Genomic DNA, 16061 nt, shown 5'->3' on the forward strand with positions numbered 1-16061 from the left:
GGATGACCGGGATGAACCGGGTCAGGCGGTGCATCGGTGTACGCCTAGGCCGTGCGACGGCATGTCGGGTCGCTCGTCGTCCTGCGCTTGCCAGTGACCATCTTCCTCTGCCTCTCGTCGGTGGCCCGTTTCGCCGGGTCCGACGTCATGATGACCCACCCATTTCGCCACCGCGACCACATTTACGACGCCGCCTCACCTGGGGTTCAGCGTCCGTTCACCGGGTCCCGAAGAGTTCCAGGAGTTCGGCCTTGCCGAACATCCGGGCGGTGTCGACGGCGGACGGAGTCCCGGCCTCCGGATTCGCGCCGCCGGCGAGGAGGGCGCGGATCACGTCGCCCTCGCCCTTGAAGACGGCGCCGGCGAGCGGGGTCTGGCCGCGGTCGTTGGCACGGTCGGCCTCGGCGCCCCGCTCCAGGAGGGCGGAGACCGCGGCCGCGTGGCCGTGGTAGGCGGCGAGCATGACGAGGGTGTCGCCCCTGTCGTTGGTGAGGTTCGCGGGGACGCCCGCGTCGACATAGGCGGCGAGGGCCTCGGCGTCCCCCGTGCGCGCGAGGTCGAAGACCTTGGACGCCAGCTCGATGACCTCGGGGTCCGGAGTCTCGCTCATCGGGTGGAACCGCCTCTCTCCTGCGCTGTCGGGCCGTGCACGGGGAGCGCGGCCGTACGGGTGAATCGACAGGGTACTGCCCGTTCGGGGGCATGACCGTGTGCGACCAAGGCAAAGATCACGCCGTTCCGTCCCTCCCGATCCGCCTATAGCGCACCCCGCGCTTTTCGCCACCCGGCCGTGCGTCCGCCGTCCGCCGGTCAAGTGAAATAGCCCGTTTTTCACTCCAATGCACCTTTAGTCACATAGATACTTGCCGTGAACCTGGAAGAACTCGTGGTGACTGTCCCCTCAACCAGGAGAACACCCAATGATCCTGTCCATCTCAGGCGTGGTCCTGCTCGGCATCATCTGCTTCCTGTTCTTCAAGAAGGACGGCCTGAAGCCCTCCCACGCCATCGTCACCTCGCTGTTCGGCTTCTACCTCGCGGGCACCGCCATCGCCCCGAGCATCACGGCGGGCGGGCAGAGCCTCGCCGGTCTCCTGGGCGGGATCAAGTTCTGACGCCCCTCAGCCCCTTCCACCACTTCAGGAGTACGACGTGGCCCGGCGACCACTCCCCCGCATTCTGAGCAGCGGCAGCGCGCAGATCGCCCGTAGTCGAGAGATCGCGCGCACGGCCGCCGACAGCGCCACCGACGTGCTCCATCCGCTGATCACGGTCTCCCGCGGTCTGCGGAAGCTGGCCGCGTCCGCGCGTGCCAGGTGGGCCGCGACCCCCAAGGAGAAGCGTGGTCCCACGCTGTTCCTGGTCGCGGCCTGCGTCCTGGTCGTCGCCCTCCTGCCGTACGGGCCGCTCCTCGCGCTCGTCACGGTCATGGGCGCCGCCGGGTGGAAGGGGCGCGAGCGTCGGGTGGTCAGGACCGGACCCGACGAGGCGGAGACCGCCCGGCTCAAGGGCCTGTACGAGGCGCTCGTGCCGCACTTCTCCGTCCCCGAGGACCCCTCCCCGCTCTTCTCCCACGGCGGCGACTGGAGCGGCGCCTTCGGGGAGTACGCCTTCGACGAGGACGGGCGTCCCACCCGGCTGCGGATCGCGTACCCCCCGTACTTCGACGACGGCGACCCCGCCGCGCGCGCCCGGATCGAGCAGCTGCTGCACGCCAAGTCGGGGCGCGGCCGCGAGTACCGCTTCGACTGGGACGAGGAGGACAACCGGCTCGTCCTGAGCGTGCTGCCCGCCCTGCCCACCACCATCGCCGCCCAGCGCTTCGTCACCGTGCCGGGCGAGACCGTCCTCGGCTTCACCGACGCCGACGCCGTGCAGCGGACCGTGCCCGTGGTCGCGGCGGACGGTACGGAGGACGCCCCCGCCGTGGTCTGGCGCACCGGCCCCCGCTCCACCGAGCCGCACCTGCTGGCCGTGGGCCAGCCCGGCAGCGGCACCACCTCCCTGCTGCGCTCGATCGCGCTCCAGGCCCTCCCCCACGGCGACGTCCTGATCGTCGAGGGCGGCGGCACCGGCGAGTACGCGTGCCTGACCGGCCGCACCGGGGTCCTCTCCGTCGAGTGCGGGCTCTCCGGCGCCCTGGCGAGCCTGGAGTGGGCGGCGCACGAGACCGAGCGGCGCCTGATCGCCGCGAACCGGGCCCGGCAGGCCGGCCTGCCCGCCCCGGAGGACATCCGGCGGCCGCTGTGGATCCTGCTCGACCGGCCGGGCGTCCTCGGCCACCTGGCCGCCGCCGACGGCCGCCCCGACCCGCAGGAACTGCTCCGGGTGCCGCTGCGGCACGGGCGGGCGGCCCAGGTCACGGTGGTGGTGGCCGAGCAGTTCGACAACGTGGACATGCTGAGCGAGGCGGTACGGAGCCACACCAGGGCCCGGATCGTCCTCGGCCCCGCCACTCCCGCACAGATCGGCGCCGTCCTCGGCGCCCAGCCGCACACCACGCCGACGCCCGACGTCCCCGCGGGCCGCGGCTACGCGCGCCTGGGCACCGGCCCGGTCCTGCGGCTCCAGGTGCCGGCGACGCCCGACCCGTACGACGACGCGACGAGCGACGCGCACCGCCGGGCGGTCCTGGACCTCCTGCCGGAGCGGACCCCGGCCGCGCCCACGGGCGCGGTCACGAGCGCGCCCGTGCCGACGGTGGTGATCGAGAAGATCCCCGTCACCGCGCCCGACCCGGCCCCGGCCCCCCGCGCCGAGCCGGCCGCGGCACCCGCTCCGGCACCGCTCCACGCCCCGGTCCCGGCGGAGGGCTGAGCCACCCGGAACGCCGCGGAGGGGCGGGGGCGGACACCACGGTCCGCACCCGCCCCTCCGTACGTCCTGCGAGGCATCGCCCCGGCGGGACTACGCCACGAACGAGCGCGGCGACTCCGCCCCGCCGCCCGCCCCCGAGGCGACCAGACGGGCCGCGGCGGCGAGCCGTACGGCCGCCTCGTCCGCGACCGGGCCACCCACCGTGAAGGGCAGCCGGACGAAGCCCTCGAAGGCTCCGTCGACGCCGAAGCGCGGGCCGGACGGCACCCGGACGCCGACCCGCTCGCCCACCTCGGCGAGCCGGGAGCCGGAGAGGCCGCCGGTGCGCACCCAGAGGGTCAGGCCGCCGCGCGGGACCGTGAACTCCCAGTCCGGGAGCTCCCTGCGGACCGCGGCCACCAGCGCGTCCCGGTTCTCCTCGGCCTGGTCGCGCCGGAGGCCCACGGCCTCCTCCCAGCCGCCGGTGCGCATCAGCCAGTTCACACCGAGCTGCTCCAGGACGGGGGTGCCGAGGTCCGCGTAGGCGCGGGCGGCCACCAGGGAGCGGATGACGTCGGGCGCGGCCCGGACCCAGCCGATGCGCATGCCCGCCCAGAAGGCCTTGCTGGCCGAGCCGACCGTGAGGACGGTGGAGCCGGCCGGGTCGAAGGCGCAGACCGGCCGGGGCATCTCCAGGTCGTCGTCGAGGTGCAGCTCGGCCATGGTCTCGTCGACGACGAGCACCGTGCCGGCCGAGCGGGCCGCCTCCACCAGCTGCCGCCGCTGGTCCTCGTCCGCGAGCGCGCCGGTCGGGTTGTGGAAGTCGGCGACGACGTACGCGAGACGGGGCGCCGCGTCCCGCAGCGCCTGGCGCCAGCGGCCCAGGTCCCAGCTGCCGAGCCCCTCGGACATGGCGACGGGCACGAGCCGGGCACCGGCCTCTCGCATCAGCTGGAGGATGTTGGCGTACGAGGGGGACTCGACGGCGATGCGTTCGCCGCGCCCGGCGAACAGGTGGCAGATCGCGTCCATGGCGCCCATGGCGCCGGTCGTGACCATGATCTGCTCGGGCATGGTGGGGATGCCGCGGGCGGTGTACCGGTCGGCGAGCGTCTGCCGCAGCGCGGGAAGGCCCGCCGGGTAGTCCCCGTGCGTGTGGGCGTAGGGCGGCAGCTCCTCCAGGGCGCCCTGGAAACCGCGGGACAGCCAGGGCTCGGGGGCGGGGAGGGCCGCGCAGCCGAGGTCGATCATCGAGCCGAGTGCCTCGGGCGGCAGCGGTTCCAGACCGCGCGCGGGCAGCGGGTTCCCGGCGGGGACGGCGGTCCAGCTTCCGGCGCCGCGCCGTGACTCCAGGAAGCCCTCGGTGCGCAACGCCTCGTAGGCCGCGGCCACCGTCGTCCGGCTGACGGCGAGCGCGAGGGCGAGCTCCCGCTCGGCGGGCAGGCGGGCGGCGACCGGGACGCGGCCCTCCAGGACGAGGAGCCGGATGCCGTCGGCGAGGGCGCGGTAGGCGGGCGGCTTGCGGGCGCCGGGCCCGGCCGACCGGGGCTGCTGCGCCTGGAGCTGCCGGGCGAGCTGGGCCGGTCCCACCGCCGAAGTCCACTGAGCCATGGAAATCAGTCCACCTTCCTCGAATTGGCCATGGTTGGCCCTCGAACCCCTGCCACAGAGTGGCACGAGTCGGTCCACTACCACCACCCTGGGGGGCAGTCCCTTGTCCATCGCCTCCGGCCTCCGCGGCCGGCACCTCACCCGCCGGCTCGTCCAGCTGTACGCGGGGCTGACGCTGTACGGCGTCAGCTCGGCGCTGCTGGTGCGCGGCGCGCTCGGCCTGGAGCCCTGGGGCGTCCTCCACCAGGGCCTCGCCGAGAAGACCGGGCTGACGATCGGCGTGGTGTCGATCGTGGTGGGGGCGGTGGTGCTGCTGCTGTGGATCCCGATCCGGCAGCGGCCCGGCCTCGGCACGGTCTCCAACGTCTTCGTGATCGGCCTGGCGATGGACGGCACCCTGGCCCTGGTCCCGGAGTCCGAGGCCCTGGTCGCGCGGGTGCCGCTGATGGTGCTCGGGATCGTCCTCAACGGGGTCGCGACCGGCCTGTACATCGCGGCCCGGTTCGGCCCCGGCCCGCGCGACGGCCTGATGACCGGTCTGCACCGGCTCACCGGCCGCTCCATCCGCCTGGTGCGGACGTTCCTCGAAGTGGCCGTGGTGGCGACCGGCTTCCTGCTCGGCGGCTCGGTGGGGATCGGCACGGTGCTCTACGCGCTCTCCATCGGCCCGCTCGCCCAGTTCTTCCTCCGCCGGTTCGCGGTCCCGGAGCGGGAGGACGACCCGACCGAGGACGCCGGGACCGCCGAGGACTCCGGGGACGCCCGGACCGCCGAGAGTTCCATGGGCACCCGGACCACGAAGGCCCCCGGAGACGCCCGGACCGTCGAGGACTCCGGGGACGCCGGCCCCGCGACGGCCGTCCGTCCCCCGGCGGCCGCCCCCGGGACACCGGAACAGGCCATACTGCGGCGGTGACTCGCGTACGCCACCCCTACCTCGACCACCCCTCCCCCCTCCCGTTCGCCCATCGCGGCGGCACGGCGAACGGCCTGGAGAACACCGCGGCCGCCTTCCGCCTGGCCTCCGCGGCGGGCTACCGCTACTTCGAGACCGACGTCCACACGACGTCCGACGGGGTGCTCGTGGCCTTCCACGACGCGACCCTGGACCGGGTCACGGACGCCTCGGGGCGGATCCGCGACCTGCCGTGGGAGGCCGTGCGCGAGGCCCGGGTGGCGGGCCGGGAGCCGCTGCCGCTCTTCGCCGACCTCCTGGAGGAGTTCCCGGAGGCCCGCTGGAACGTGGACCTCAAGACGGAGTCGGCCCTGGCCCCGCTGGTCGACCTGATCCGCAGGACCGGCGCCTGGGACCGGGTCTGCGTGGGCTCCTTCACCGAGGCCCGGGTGGCCAGGGCGCAGCGCCTGGCCGGTCCGCGCCTCGCCACCTCGTACGGGGTGCGCGGGGTGCTCGGGCTGCGGCTGCGCTCCCTCGGCGTCCCGGCGGCGCTGCGGGCCGGGGCGGTGGCGGCGCAGGTCCCGGAGCGCCAGGGCGGGGTCACGGTGGTCGACCGGCGGTTCGTCCGGGAGGCGCACGCGCGCGGGCTCCAGGTCCACGTGTGGACCGTGAACGATCCGGCCCGCATGCACTCTCTCCTCGACCTGGGGGTGGATGGCATCATGACCGATCACCTGGAGACGCTGCGCTCGGTGCTGACCGAGCGGGGCGCGTGGACCTGACGCGCCCGGGCGGCCCGGGGAGGGACCGCAAGGGGCACGGGCCCACGGGGACGAACGAGGGGGCGCGGCCGTGACCGCTGAGACCACCGAGCCGGAGGAGTACGCCACCGGCCCCGCCGAGCGGCGGCGCGAGCAGCGGGGCTGGTACTTCTACGACTTCGCGTGCTCGGTGTACTCGACGAGCGTGCTCACCGTCTTCCTCGGCCCGTACCTGACCTCGGTGGCGCGGGCGGCGGCCGACCCGGAGGGGTTCGTCCACCCGCTGGGCATACCCGTGCGGGCGGGCTCGCTCTTCGCGTACGCCGTGTCCGCCTCGATCGTGGTCGCGGTGGTCGCGATGCCGCTGGTCGGCGCGGCGGCCGACCGCACGGGCCGGAAGAAGCCGCTGCTCGCGGCGACCGCGTACCTGGGAGCGACGGCCACGGCCGGGATGTTCTTCCTGGACGGCGACCGCTACCTCCTGGGCGCCTTCCTGCTGATCACGGCGAACGCCTCGCTCTCGGTATCGATGGCGCTCTACAACGCCTATCTGCCGCAGATCTCCGCGCCGGACGAGCGGGACGCGGTCTCCTCGCGCGGCTGGGCCTTCGGCTACACGTCCGGCGCGCTGGTCCTCGTCCTGAACCTGGTCCTCTACTCGGGCCACGACTCCTTCGGCCTCGCCGAGGGGGAGGCGGTCCGGATCTGCCTGGCCTCGGCCGGCCTGTGGTGGGGCGCGTTCACCCTCGTGCCGCTGCGGCGGCTGCGCGACCGGCGGATCCCCCCGGAGGATCGGGGGCGGACCGGCGAGGGCGCGGTCGGCAGCGGCTGGCGCCAGCTGCGGGCGACCCTGAAGGACATGCGCCGGCACCCGCTGACGCTCTCGTTCCTCCTCGCGTACCTGGTCTACAACGACGGCGTGCAGACGGTGATCTCGCAGGCCTCCCTGTACGGCTCGGAGGAGCTGGGCCTGGACCAGACGACGCTCATCACGGCGGTCCTGCTCGTCCAGGTGCTCGCGGTGGCGGGGGCCCTCGGCATGGGGCGGCTCGCCCGGTCGTACGGCGCCAAGCGGACGATCCTGGCCTCCCTCGCGGTCTGGACGCTGATCCTGGCGGCGGCCTACGTCCTGCCGGCCGACGCGCCCGTCTTCTTCTACTCCCTGGCGGCCGCGATCGGCCTGGTCCTGGGCGGCAGCCAGGCCCTGTCGCGCTCGCTGTTCTCGCACCTGGTGCCGCGCGGCAAGGAGGCGGAGTACTTCTCGGCTTACGAGATGAGCGACCGGGGGCTCAGCTGGCTGGGTCCGCTGGTGTTCGGTCTCGCGTACCAGCTGACCGGGAGCTACCGTGACGCCATCGTCTCCCTGCTGATCTTCTTCGTCGTAGGCTTCGTCCTGCTCGCCCGCGTGCCGGTGCGGCGCGCGGTCGAGGCCGCGGGAAACACGGTGCCGGAGCGTGTTTAGACGTGGCGCTGAAAGGGCGGTAGTGTACGCGTTTGGCCTGCCAGGCGGACCGTTACTGCGTGCTGCTTTGGTGAAGACACCATGTCGCACCTGCCGTCAGATGTGACAAAACGGGCACTGGTGGGTACAACAAGGGGCGGCACGACGGGCGACGCATGACCCGGCACGGGAATCTTTACCGCCGACCGGACGTTGACCGGATAACGACGACAGCGACATCTGTCCTGTGGGCGACAAGCCCGGGAGGCACGATTCATGAGTGAGCGAGCTCTTCGCGGCACGCGCCTCGTGGTGACGAGCTACGAGACCGACCGCGGCATCGATCTGGCCCCGCGCCAGGCGGTGGAGTACGCATGCGAGAAGGGACATCGCTTTGAGATGCCCTTCTCGGTGGAGGCGGAGATTCCGCCGGAGTGGGAGTGCAAGGTCTGCGGAAGCCAGGCACTCCTGGTGGACGGGGACGGCCCCGAGGAGAAGAAGGGCAAGCCTGCGCGTACGCACTGGGACATGCTCATGGAGCGGCGCACCCGCGAGGAGCTGGAGGAGGTCCTCGCCGAAAGGCTGGCCGTCCTGCGCTCCGGCGCCATGAACATCGCCGTGCATCCGCGCGACAGCCGCAAGTCCGCCTAGCGGACCGCCGGACGATCGACGCCGCGGGGCCCGGTACACGAAGACGTGTACCGGGCCCCGCGGCGTTTCCGTGCGCGCTCCCCCGAGGGGGCGCCGGGGTCAGGGCGTCAGGGGCGGGCGGGAGTCCTCGGCCCGGTACGGGCCCCGGGGGGCGTCCTCGCGGACGACCTCGCCCTGGACCACCTTCCCGTCCGGACGGTGGATGCGGGCCTGCTGGAAGGCGTCCTGGAGGCCGCCGGGGGACGCGGCGCGCATCCGGCGCTCGACGGCCTTCTCCGCGGACCGTCCGAGGAGGGAGCGGACCGGGGGGATCAGCAGGAGCAGGCCGGCCGCGTCGGAGACGAGGCCGGGGAGCACGAGGAGCAGGCCGCCGAGCATCAGGAAGCCGTTGCGGTCCTCCGCGCCGGTCCGCTCCGGCGCGACGGGCACTCCGCCGGCCCGCGCGGCCTCCTGGGCCTGCTGGAAGGTCGAGGTGAGGTTCCGGAAGGCACGCCGGCCCGCCCGCTTGACGACGACGGTGCCGAGCACGGCGCCGCCGACGAGCAGGGCGAGGACGGTGAGCCCGCCCGCCGCGTCCGCCACCACCGTGAGCAGCCAGATCTCCAGGGCCAGCCAGACGGCGAGGCCGAGCGGAAGGAACGTACGCGCGCGGGAGCGCTTCTTGGGGGCGGGAGAGGGCGATACGCCGGTCGTCATGGTCCCCAGTGTGCCCGGAGCCCCGCCGGAACGGCGTAAAGGAAGGATCAGCGCGTGCGGACCGGGGCCCGGCCCTCGCGCACCGGGGGCCGGCCTTCGCGGGCCGGGGCCGTTCCGTATGGGCCGGGGGGGGCCGGCCCCTCGTGGACCGGGATCCGGCGCCCGTGGATCGGCGAAGGGGTCAGGAGGGCTTGCGGCCGAGCCGCTTGCCGACCTTCTCCGCGCGCGCCGTCAGGCCCCAGCCGGTGACCCGCCACAGCGCCTCGACGAGGATGTCGCGGCTCATCTTCGAGTCGCCGACCTCCCGCTCCACGAAGGTGATCGGGACCTCGACGACGTGGTAGCCCGCGGCGACCGCGCGGCGGGCCAGGTCGACCTGGAAGCAGTAGCCGGCCGAGGCCACGTCGTCCAGGCCCAGGCCCTCCAGGGTCTCCTTGCGGAAGGCCCGGTAGCCGCCGGTGACGTCGCGGATCGGCACGTCGAGCATCACGCGCGAGTAGAGGCTGCCGCCCCGGGAGATGAACTCGCGGGACTTCGGCCAGTTCACGATCCGGCCGCCCGGCACCCATCGGGAGCCGAGCACCAGGTCCGCGCCCTTGAGGGCGGTGAGCAGCCGGGGCAGTTCCTCGGGCTGGTGGGAGCCGTCGGCGTCCATCTCGACGAGGACGCCGTAGCCGTGCTCGATGCCCCACCGGAAGCCGGCGAGGTAGGCGGCGCCGAGCCCCTCCTTGCCCTTGCGGTGCAGGACGTGCACGTGGTCGTCCTCGGCGGCGACCTCGTCCGCGAGCTTGCCCGTGCCGTCGGGGCTGTTGTCGTCGGCGACGAGAACGTGCGCGTCGGGTACCGCTTCCCGCACCCGCGCGACGATCGGCTTGATGTTGTCCGCCTCGTTGTAGGTCGGAATGATCACCAAGGCCTTGCCGAGCGGGCCGTAACGCCTCTGGCCACCGTCGTTCACTACTGCCCCTTCGGATGCATACACAGGCCCCCACCATAGCGAGGTCTCCGCGGTGCTCCGGCGCGGCGGGTCGGGTGGGGCGGGTGACGTGCGGTGCGGGTCGGTGGCCGAAAGAGGGGGAGCGCCTCCGCGTCACGCGTCCGGCCGCGCGAACACCGTCCGTCCCTGCACCACCGTGCGCAGGCAGACGGGAAGGTCGGCGCCGGGCGACAGGTCGGGCAGGCCCGGCGTGCCGGAGCGCGGGTCGGTGGACCAGCGGGCGACCCGGTCGTCGGGCGCCTGGACGACGAGCTCCTCGGTGCGCCAGACCGCGTAGTCGGCGGGAGCCCCGGGGACCAGCGTCCCGGCGTCGTCACGGCCGACGGCCCGCCAGCCGCCCCGGGTGTGGGCGGTGAAGGCGGCGCGGGCGGAGATCCGGTGCTCGGGGGTGCGGTGGAAGGCGGCGGCCCGGACGGTGCCCCAGGGGTCGAGCGGGGTGACGGGACTGTCGGAGCCGAAGGCCAGCGGCACTCCGGCGCGCAGCAGCGCGGCGTACGGGTTGAGGGTGCGGGCCCGTTCGGTGCCGAGCCGATCGGCGTACATGCCCTCCTCGCCGCCCCAGAGCGCGTCGAAGGCGGGCTGGACGGAGGCGGTGAGGCCCAGTTCGGCGAAGGCGGCGATCGTCTCGGGGGTGAGCATCTCGACGTGCTCGACGCGGTGCCGGGCGGCCCGGATCCGGGTGGGGCCGAGCTTCTCGGCGGCGTCCCGGAAGCCCTCGACGACCGCGGTGACGGCGGCGTCCCCGATGGCGTGGAAGCCGGCCTGGAGGCCCGCCTCGGTGCAGGCGACGACGTGGAGGGCGACGGCGGTCGCGTCCAGATGGGCGGCGCCGGTGTGGCCGGTGTCGGCGTGGTCGGCGTACGGCTCGTGCAGGCAGGCCGTGTGGGAGCCGAGGGAGCCGTCGGCGAACAGGTCGCCGGCGGCGCCGAGCGCGCCGAGGGCTCGCGCCCGCTCCACGTCGAGGTCGGCCCAGTAACCGACGACGCGGGGTCCGGCCTCCTCGCGCGCGAGGTCGAGCAGTCCGGTGAAGTCCTCCTCGGAGGAGATCCGGGGGCCGCCGCACTCGTGCAGGGTGCCGATGCCGAGGGAGGCGGCCCGGGCGCGGGCGGCGCGCTGGGCCTCGGTGCGCTGGCGCGCCGACACGGCGCCGAAGGCGGCGGCGCGCACGGCGTGGTGGGCGTCGCCGGTGAGCGGCCGCAGGCCGTCGTGGAAGCCGTCCAGGTCCCGGACGCCGGGCACGAGGTCGAGCATGGCGGTGGTGACGACGGCCGAGTGGACGTCGATCCGCGTCAGGTAGAGCGGACGGCCGCCGGTGAGCCCGTCGAGCTCGTCGCGGGTGAGCGGGCGGCGCTCGGGCCAGCGGGAGGCGTCCCAGCCGTGGCCGACGAGGACGCGGTCCTCGGGGCGGGCGGCGGCGTGGGCCCGGATCCGCTCCGCCGCCTCGGCGAGCGAGGCGGCGGAGGAGAGGTCGAGCCCGGTGAGGGCGAAGCCGGTGGCGGTGGTGTGCACGTGCGCGTCGACGAACGCGGGGGTGACGAGCGCGCCCTCCAGGTCGACCACCTCGTCCACGCCGGACGCGAAGGCGTCGGCCGCGCCCTCCGACCCCACCCAGGCGACGTGCCCGCGCTCCACCACCATGGCGGTGGCGAAGGGGTCGGCGGGGCTGTGGACTTCTCCACCGCGCAGCAGCACGGTGCGGTGTTCGCCGGGGGACCCGGCGGGCATGGACTCGCTCATGCCCCCAGGCTAGGACCTGGGGGGACCTGGTCCGTCCGGCAGGTCCCGCCGGTCGCCCGGCAGGTCAGACGCGCGGAGGCCGGGCCTCGTACGGGGTGGACAGGACGACGGTCGTACGGCTGGACACGCCGGCCTGGGAGCGGATGCGGCTGAGCAGGTGCTCCAGCTCCAGCGGGGTGGCGACCCGGACCTTGAGGATGTAGTTCTCGTCGCCCGCGACGCTGTGGCAGGCCTCGATCTCGGGGATGTCGGCGAGCCGGTCGGGGGTGTCGTCGGGGGCGCTGGGGTCGAAGGGTTTGACCGAGATGAAGGCGGTCAGCGGCAGGCCCACGGCCTCCGGGTCGACGACGGCGGCGTAGCCGCGGATGACACCGCGCTGCTCCAGGCGGCGGACGCGCTGATGCACGGCCGACGTGGACAGGCCGGTGGCCTTGCCCAGGTCGGTGTAGCTCATGCGCCCGTCCTTGACGAGCAACTCCACGATCTGACGATCCAGCTCCTCCATGCGGTGACCCTAGTGCTCCGGGGAGGCCGGGGGACAACCCGGGGCGGCCTCTATGGGGTGCTATGCGCCGTCACGGGGCACCTGCGACGAGCATGTGACGAACGCCACATGTTTGCACCGGGCTCGGAACGCCGCCTCACGGTTATGCGGAGTTCCGTATGGGAAGTGGTTGCTGTGGTCGAAGGCCGCACAGATCCGGCCGACCCAGCCGAGGGGGAGATTCTCCATGCAGGAGCCTGTTGATTCGGTCGACACGTCCGACGAACTCGACGCGTACGACACCTTTGAGATGTTCCGGGTCGTCTGCCCGGAGTGCGTGCAGCCCATCGCGCTGCTCGCGGACGAGGACGTGCTGCCGGAGCACGCGCTCTGCCCCACGCCGTGGAACCCCTTCGTCCTCACGGTGTGCCCGGGCACGGGCGTCGCGGCCTCCGGGGCGCGTCCGGCCGACGACTCCCTGGAGGTCCTGGAGCAGGACACCGCGCTGCTCCTGACGCTCCCCCGGGGCCTCGACTGGCGCACGCAGCCCTTCTCGCACGTCGGCGGCCCGGGCTCGCGCCCGATCCGGGTGCCGCAGATGCGCCGCGCGGCCTGAGACCGCCCGCCGCCGGCCGTCTCCCCGTGCCGCGCCCGTGGTGCGGTACGGGGAACCCGACGGTCCGGCGGTACGCCGGCTCCGCCCGGGTACCGGGCGAACTGCCGCTCGAATCCGCCCGGCGGTGACCCTTGGCCGCCGGGACGCGTTGGTCCGGGCATGACCACGCTGCATACGACTTCCAGCGGTTACGGTCGGCACCGGCAGGCCGAGCCGCGCATTGAAGAATCGGTTCCTCACCCGGCTGCGACGTCGGCGTCCGCTCCCGTATCCGCGCCGGTGTCCGCGCCCCTGCCTCCGCCCCTCCCCGTCCCGGCGCAGACGCAGGCACAGGCGCAGCCCCGGACCGGGACGCGGGCCGTCGAGTCGCAGACCCAGCCCCGGGCCCGGGTACGGCCCCAGGAGCAGCGTCCGTCTTCTGCCCAGGCCCCGCCACATGCCTCAGCCCTGGCTCCGGCTTCGATCCCCGGCCCGGCTTCGATCCCGGCCCCGGCTCCCGCTCCTGCTCCCGCTCCCGTCCCCGCGCACCCGCCCATCTACCAGGACGTGCTCTCCCTCTGGGCGAGCCAGGGCCGTACCCTGCCCGGTCACCGCGACCAGGAGTGGGCCCGGCTCGCGGCGGGGCCCGTCTGGGCGGACCGGACCGTCCGTGTCAGCGGGACTCTGGTCCGAGCAGGTGGCGGGCGATGACCACGCGCTGGATCTGATTGGTCCCCTCGACGATCTGGAGCATCTTGGCCTCGCGCAGGAAGCGCTCCACCGGGAAGTCCGCCGTGTAGCCGTACCCGCCGAGCACCTGCACCGCGTCCGTCGTGACCCGCATGGCGGCGTCCGCGCAGAAGAGCTTGGCCATCGCCGCGCACCGGCCGAAGGGCCGCCCCTCGTCCCTCAGTCGCGCCGCCTCCAGGTACAGCGCCCGGCCCGCCTCCACCTGGGTCGCCATGTCGGCGAGGAGGAAGCGGAGTCCCTGGAAGTCGGCGACCGGGCGGCCGAACTGACGGCGCTCCCGCGCGTGTCCGACGGCCACGTCCAGAGCGGCCTGCGCGAGCCCCACGGCGCAGGCGGCGATGCCGAGCCGCCCCGAGTCCAGGGCGTCGAGCGCGATCGTGAAGCCCTGTCCCTCCCCGCCGAGCCGCCGGGCGTCGGGGACCCGTACGCCGTCGAAGCGCAGTTGCGCGGTGGGCGATCCGCCCATGCCCATCTTCCGCTCGGGCGGGTCCGCGCTCAGGCCGGGCGCGTCGCCCGGGACCAGGAAGGCCGTGACGCCGCGCGCGCCCGGGCCGCCGGTGCGGGCCATGACCGTGCAGAAGTCGGCGATCCCGCCGTGCGTGATCCACGCCTTGGTGCCGTCGATCGTCCATCCGTCGCCGTCGCGGACGGCCCGGGTCCGCAGTGCCGCCGCGTCCGACCCGGCGGAGGGCTCGGAGAGGCAGTAGGCCCCGAGGAGGCCGCCGCCCAGCATCGCGGGCAGGTGCGCGGCCCGCTGCTCCTCGGTGCCGTAGCCGGCGAGCGCGTGGCAGGAGAGGGTGTGGACGCTGACGCCGAGGCCGACGGTGAGCCGGGCCGCGGCGAGTTCCTCCAGGACCTGGAGGTACACCTCGTACGGCTGACCTCCCCCGCCGTACGCGGGGTCGTAGGGCAGTCCGAGGAGTCCGGAGCGGGAGAGCAGCGCGAACAGCTCGCGGGGGAAGCGTCCGGCGGCCTCCTCGGCCGCGGCGGCCGGGGCGATCTCCCGCCGGGCGATGTCACGCACCAGGGCGAGCAGCTCACGGGCCTCGTCGGTGGGCAGTCGGCGCTCCACGCCGTCCGCGGGGGTGTCGGGCACGGCCGGACGCTCCTCCCTGCCGGGTGCGGGCGGGTCGCACGCGGGATGCCGGGGTCGCGGGGAGTATGCCCGCCCGGCGGCCCCGGTTCACCCGGTCGCCGGGGGATCACACCGACGCCGTCACATGAGGCCCGCCCGGGTGACGAGCACGGCGAGCAGCACGACCAGGGTCCAGCCGAGGACGTGCTCCAGGAGCTTGGGGCCGTCGTCGTCCCGGGGACCGCCCGTGCGGGCGCGGAAGAGGGCGAGGGCGTGGGTGGTGGAGGTCATGGCGACCACCATGCGCCACGGGGGCGGCCCGGGGGTAGAGATGTCCGTCACGTCCCCCGGGACCGCGCCGCCGCGCCGGAGGGACCCGAGGGCCCCGAAGCCCTTGCGCCGGACGGCCGGAAGGCGGTCGGGGAGACGGGGCTGGCACCCCCTCCTGTGCCGGACGCCACGCCGCCGCCCGCACGTCCGGAACAGCCGTCCGGCCCCGCACCGTCGTTCCTCGTCACCTGTCCGTGCGCCCCCTTCCGGCGCTCACACCGGCCGCCGCTCCCCCACTCCCCCTCGTCGGGCTCGAACCCGCCGACCGCCGAACAGCACACGGGCCTCACCGGGACCGCGTCCGTACAGTCGCCGAGGCCCTGTCGCACGCCGCCGGCCACGAATCCGGAGGACGGCCGAAACGGTGCCGACCTGGTGTGTCGTACACGGCACCCTCGGACGGCGGCCTCGGCGACGAGCCCCGTGCGACCGTCCGGATCCGGACCGCCGGGCCTATGACGCCCGTGCGGCCGCCGCCGGTCACACCAGGCCGAGCGGCCGCAACGCGCGGTGCCGGGCCGGGGTCGGCTCGGCCGGCCAGAAGACATGGCAGACGTCGCCCGTGCCGCTTCCGATCCTGCCGTTGGCGTCATAGCGCTTGGTGCGGAGCTAGATGTCCTCCACAGGGGAGGGTGTCGCACACCACGCCACACTGTCCCGCACAGACACACAGCTCACAGGCTCGGACCGCGTGAGGCGAATCGAGCGCGGTCGCGCTGGTGCTGACCTGGTGCTGACTTTCTCCGGCGTCCGTTCCGGTCCGTTCGGGTGCGTCGTGCCGGATCGGTGCTCGCTCCGCACTCTCCGATCCCCGACAGACCTCCGGCATCGCGACGTCCGGCGCCGGTCCTCCGATCGATGGGCCCCACCGATCAGGCCGCCGAAAACAAGCGGAAAGGGCGCGGCCCACCAGGCATCCCTGGTGGGCCGCTGTACAACGAGTGGATCAGTCTGTCACGTACCCCTCAGTCCACTCGTCCTTGTCGATTTCGAACTCCTCGACGTAGAAGCAGTCGGGCTCATCACTGAACCCGGGGAGCCGCCGGGCTCGTTCGATACGATCCCGCGCGACCTCTCTGCTCGAGTAGGTGCCGAGGAGCTTCACGTCGTCTCCGGCCTCTTCGTCGGCCCAGAAGTCGTCGGGAGCCGTGAAGTGCCGGACCTCCCCCTCTTCCGCCGCTCGATGGTGTACGTGCCAGAGCAGGTAAACCGTGGATGGATCGGCCATGTTGATCGTCAGAC

The 16061-nt window shown here is 73.9% G+C and carries 15 protein-coding genes and 1 pseudogene; 7 read left to right on the forward strand and 9 right to left on the reverse strand.

The window, feature by feature from the left end:
* Positions 1 to 217: 217 nt before the first annotated feature.
* The gene (locus tag ACFY7E_RS13710) at positions 218 to 610 is read right to left on the reverse strand and encodes an ankyrin repeat domain-containing protein (protein WP_389484290.1); all 393 of its coding nucleotides are present in this window, start codon (positions 608 to 610) and stop codon (positions 218 to 220) included.
* A gap of 310 nt (positions 611 to 920) precedes the next feature.
* Here ACFY7E_RS13710 and ACFY7E_RS13715 point away from each other — a divergent pair, with 310 nt between their 5' ends.
* Positions 921 to 1115: a hypothetical protein gene (locus ACFY7E_RS13715; protein WP_383441514.1), complete on the forward strand. Its 195-nt coding sequence runs from the start codon at positions 921 to 923 to the stop codon at positions 1113 to 1115.
* A 37-nt stretch (positions 1116 to 1152) separates the two neighbouring features.
* Entirely contained in the window at positions 1153 to 2817 is a 1665-nt protein-coding gene (locus ACFY7E_RS13720; protein ID WP_389484292.1) for a hypothetical protein, read from the forward strand.
* Positions 2818 to 2907: 90 nt separating this feature from the next.
* Here ACFY7E_RS13720 and ACFY7E_RS13725 read toward each other — a convergent pair whose 3' ends face one another.
* Positions 2908 to 4407: a PLP-dependent aminotransferase family protein gene (locus ACFY7E_RS13725; RefSeq protein WP_389484294.1), complete on the reverse strand. Its 1500-nt coding sequence runs from the start codon at positions 4405 to 4407 to the stop codon at positions 2908 to 2910.
* Positions 4408 to 4510: 103 nt separating this feature from the next.
* Between ACFY7E_RS13725 and ACFY7E_RS13730 the strand changes: the two are divergent.
* The 4 genes and pseudogenes from ACFY7E_RS13730 to ACFY7E_RS13745 all read left to right on the forward strand — a co-directional run.
* Positions 4511 to 5116, forward strand: a pseudogene (locus ACFY7E_RS13730) (YitT family protein); the annotation flags it as partial.
* A 203-nt stretch (positions 5117 to 5319) separates the two neighbouring features.
* On the forward strand, positions 5320 to 6084 hold the full coding sequence (locus ACFY7E_RS13735) for a glycerophosphodiester phosphodiesterase (protein WP_389484297.1): 765 nt from the start codon (positions 5320 to 5322) through the stop codon (positions 6082 to 6084).
* Between the two features lie 70 nt (positions 6085 to 6154).
* Positions 6155 to 7525 (forward strand): MFS transporter, encoded by a 1371-nt coding sequence (locus tag ACFY7E_RS13740; protein ID WP_389484299.1) that lies wholly within the window; start codon positions 6155 to 6157, stop codon positions 7523 to 7525.
* A gap of 255 nt (positions 7526 to 7780) precedes the next feature.
* Complete coding sequence (locus ACFY7E_RS13745; RefSeq protein WP_026278069.1) at positions 7781 to 8155, forward strand: RNA polymerase-binding protein RbpA; 375 nt, start codon at positions 7781 to 7783, stop codon at positions 8153 to 8155.
* A 99-nt stretch (positions 8156 to 8254) separates the two neighbouring features.
* On the opposite strand, the gene fxsA is transcribed toward ACFY7E_RS13745, so the two are convergent.
* From fxsA to ACFY7E_RS13765, 4 genes are all read right to left on the reverse strand, one after another.
* Positions 8255 to 8851 carry an FxsA family membrane protein gene (gene fxsA / locus ACFY7E_RS13750; protein ID WP_389484302.1) on the reverse strand — a complete coding sequence of 199 codons (597 nt, stop codon included), beginning with the start codon at positions 8849 to 8851 and terminating at the stop codon, positions 8255 to 8257.
* Positions 8852 to 9032: 181 nt separating this feature from the next.
* A complete protein-coding gene (locus ACFY7E_RS13755; RefSeq protein WP_383439107.1) occupies positions 9033 to 9809 on the reverse strand; it encodes a polyprenol monophosphomannose synthase in 777 nt (258 codons plus the stop codon).
* Between the two features lie 132 nt (positions 9810 to 9941).
* Positions 9942 to 11585: an amidohydrolase gene (locus tag ACFY7E_RS13760; protein WP_389484304.1), complete on the reverse strand. Its 1644-nt coding sequence runs from the start codon at positions 11583 to 11585 to the stop codon at positions 9942 to 9944.
* 64 nt (positions 11586 to 11649) lie between these two features.
* Entirely contained in the window at positions 11650 to 12090 is a 441-nt protein-coding gene (locus tag ACFY7E_RS13765) for an Lrp/AsnC family transcriptional regulator (protein WP_015032222.1), read from the reverse strand.
* Between the two features lie 226 nt (positions 12091 to 12316).
* Between ACFY7E_RS13765 and ACFY7E_RS13770 the strand changes: the two genes are divergently transcribed.
* On the forward strand, positions 12317 to 12685 hold the full coding sequence (locus ACFY7E_RS13770; protein ID WP_389484306.1) for a hypothetical protein: 369 nt from the start codon (positions 12317 to 12319) through the stop codon (positions 12683 to 12685).
* Positions 12686 to 13337: 652 nt separating this feature from the next.
* On the opposite strand, the gene ACFY7E_RS13775 is transcribed toward ACFY7E_RS13770, so the two are convergent.
* The 3 genes from ACFY7E_RS13775 to ACFY7E_RS13785 form a co-directional block, all read right to left on the reverse strand.
* A complete protein-coding gene (locus tag ACFY7E_RS13775) occupies positions 13338 to 14510 on the reverse strand; it encodes an acyl-CoA dehydrogenase family protein (protein ID WP_389484309.1) in 1173 nt (390 codons plus the stop codon).
* A gap of 120 nt (positions 14511 to 14630) precedes the next feature.
* Positions 14631 to 14780: an SCO1431 family membrane protein gene (locus ACFY7E_RS13780; RefSeq protein WP_389484311.1), complete on the reverse strand. Its 150-nt coding sequence runs from the start codon at positions 14778 to 14780 to the stop codon at positions 14631 to 14633.
* A 985-nt stretch (positions 14781 to 15765) separates the two neighbouring features.
* Positions 15766 to 16047: a hypothetical protein gene (locus tag ACFY7E_RS13785; RefSeq protein ID WP_389484314.1), complete on the reverse strand. Its 282-nt coding sequence runs from the start codon at positions 16045 to 16047 to the stop codon at positions 15766 to 15768.
* Positions 16048 to 16061: the final 14 nt, after the last annotated feature.

The sequence above is a fragment of the Streptomyces sp. NPDC012825 genome (assembly GCF_042900925.1).
GTDB lineage: Bacteria > Actinomycetota > Actinomycetes > Streptomycetales > Streptomycetaceae > Streptomyces.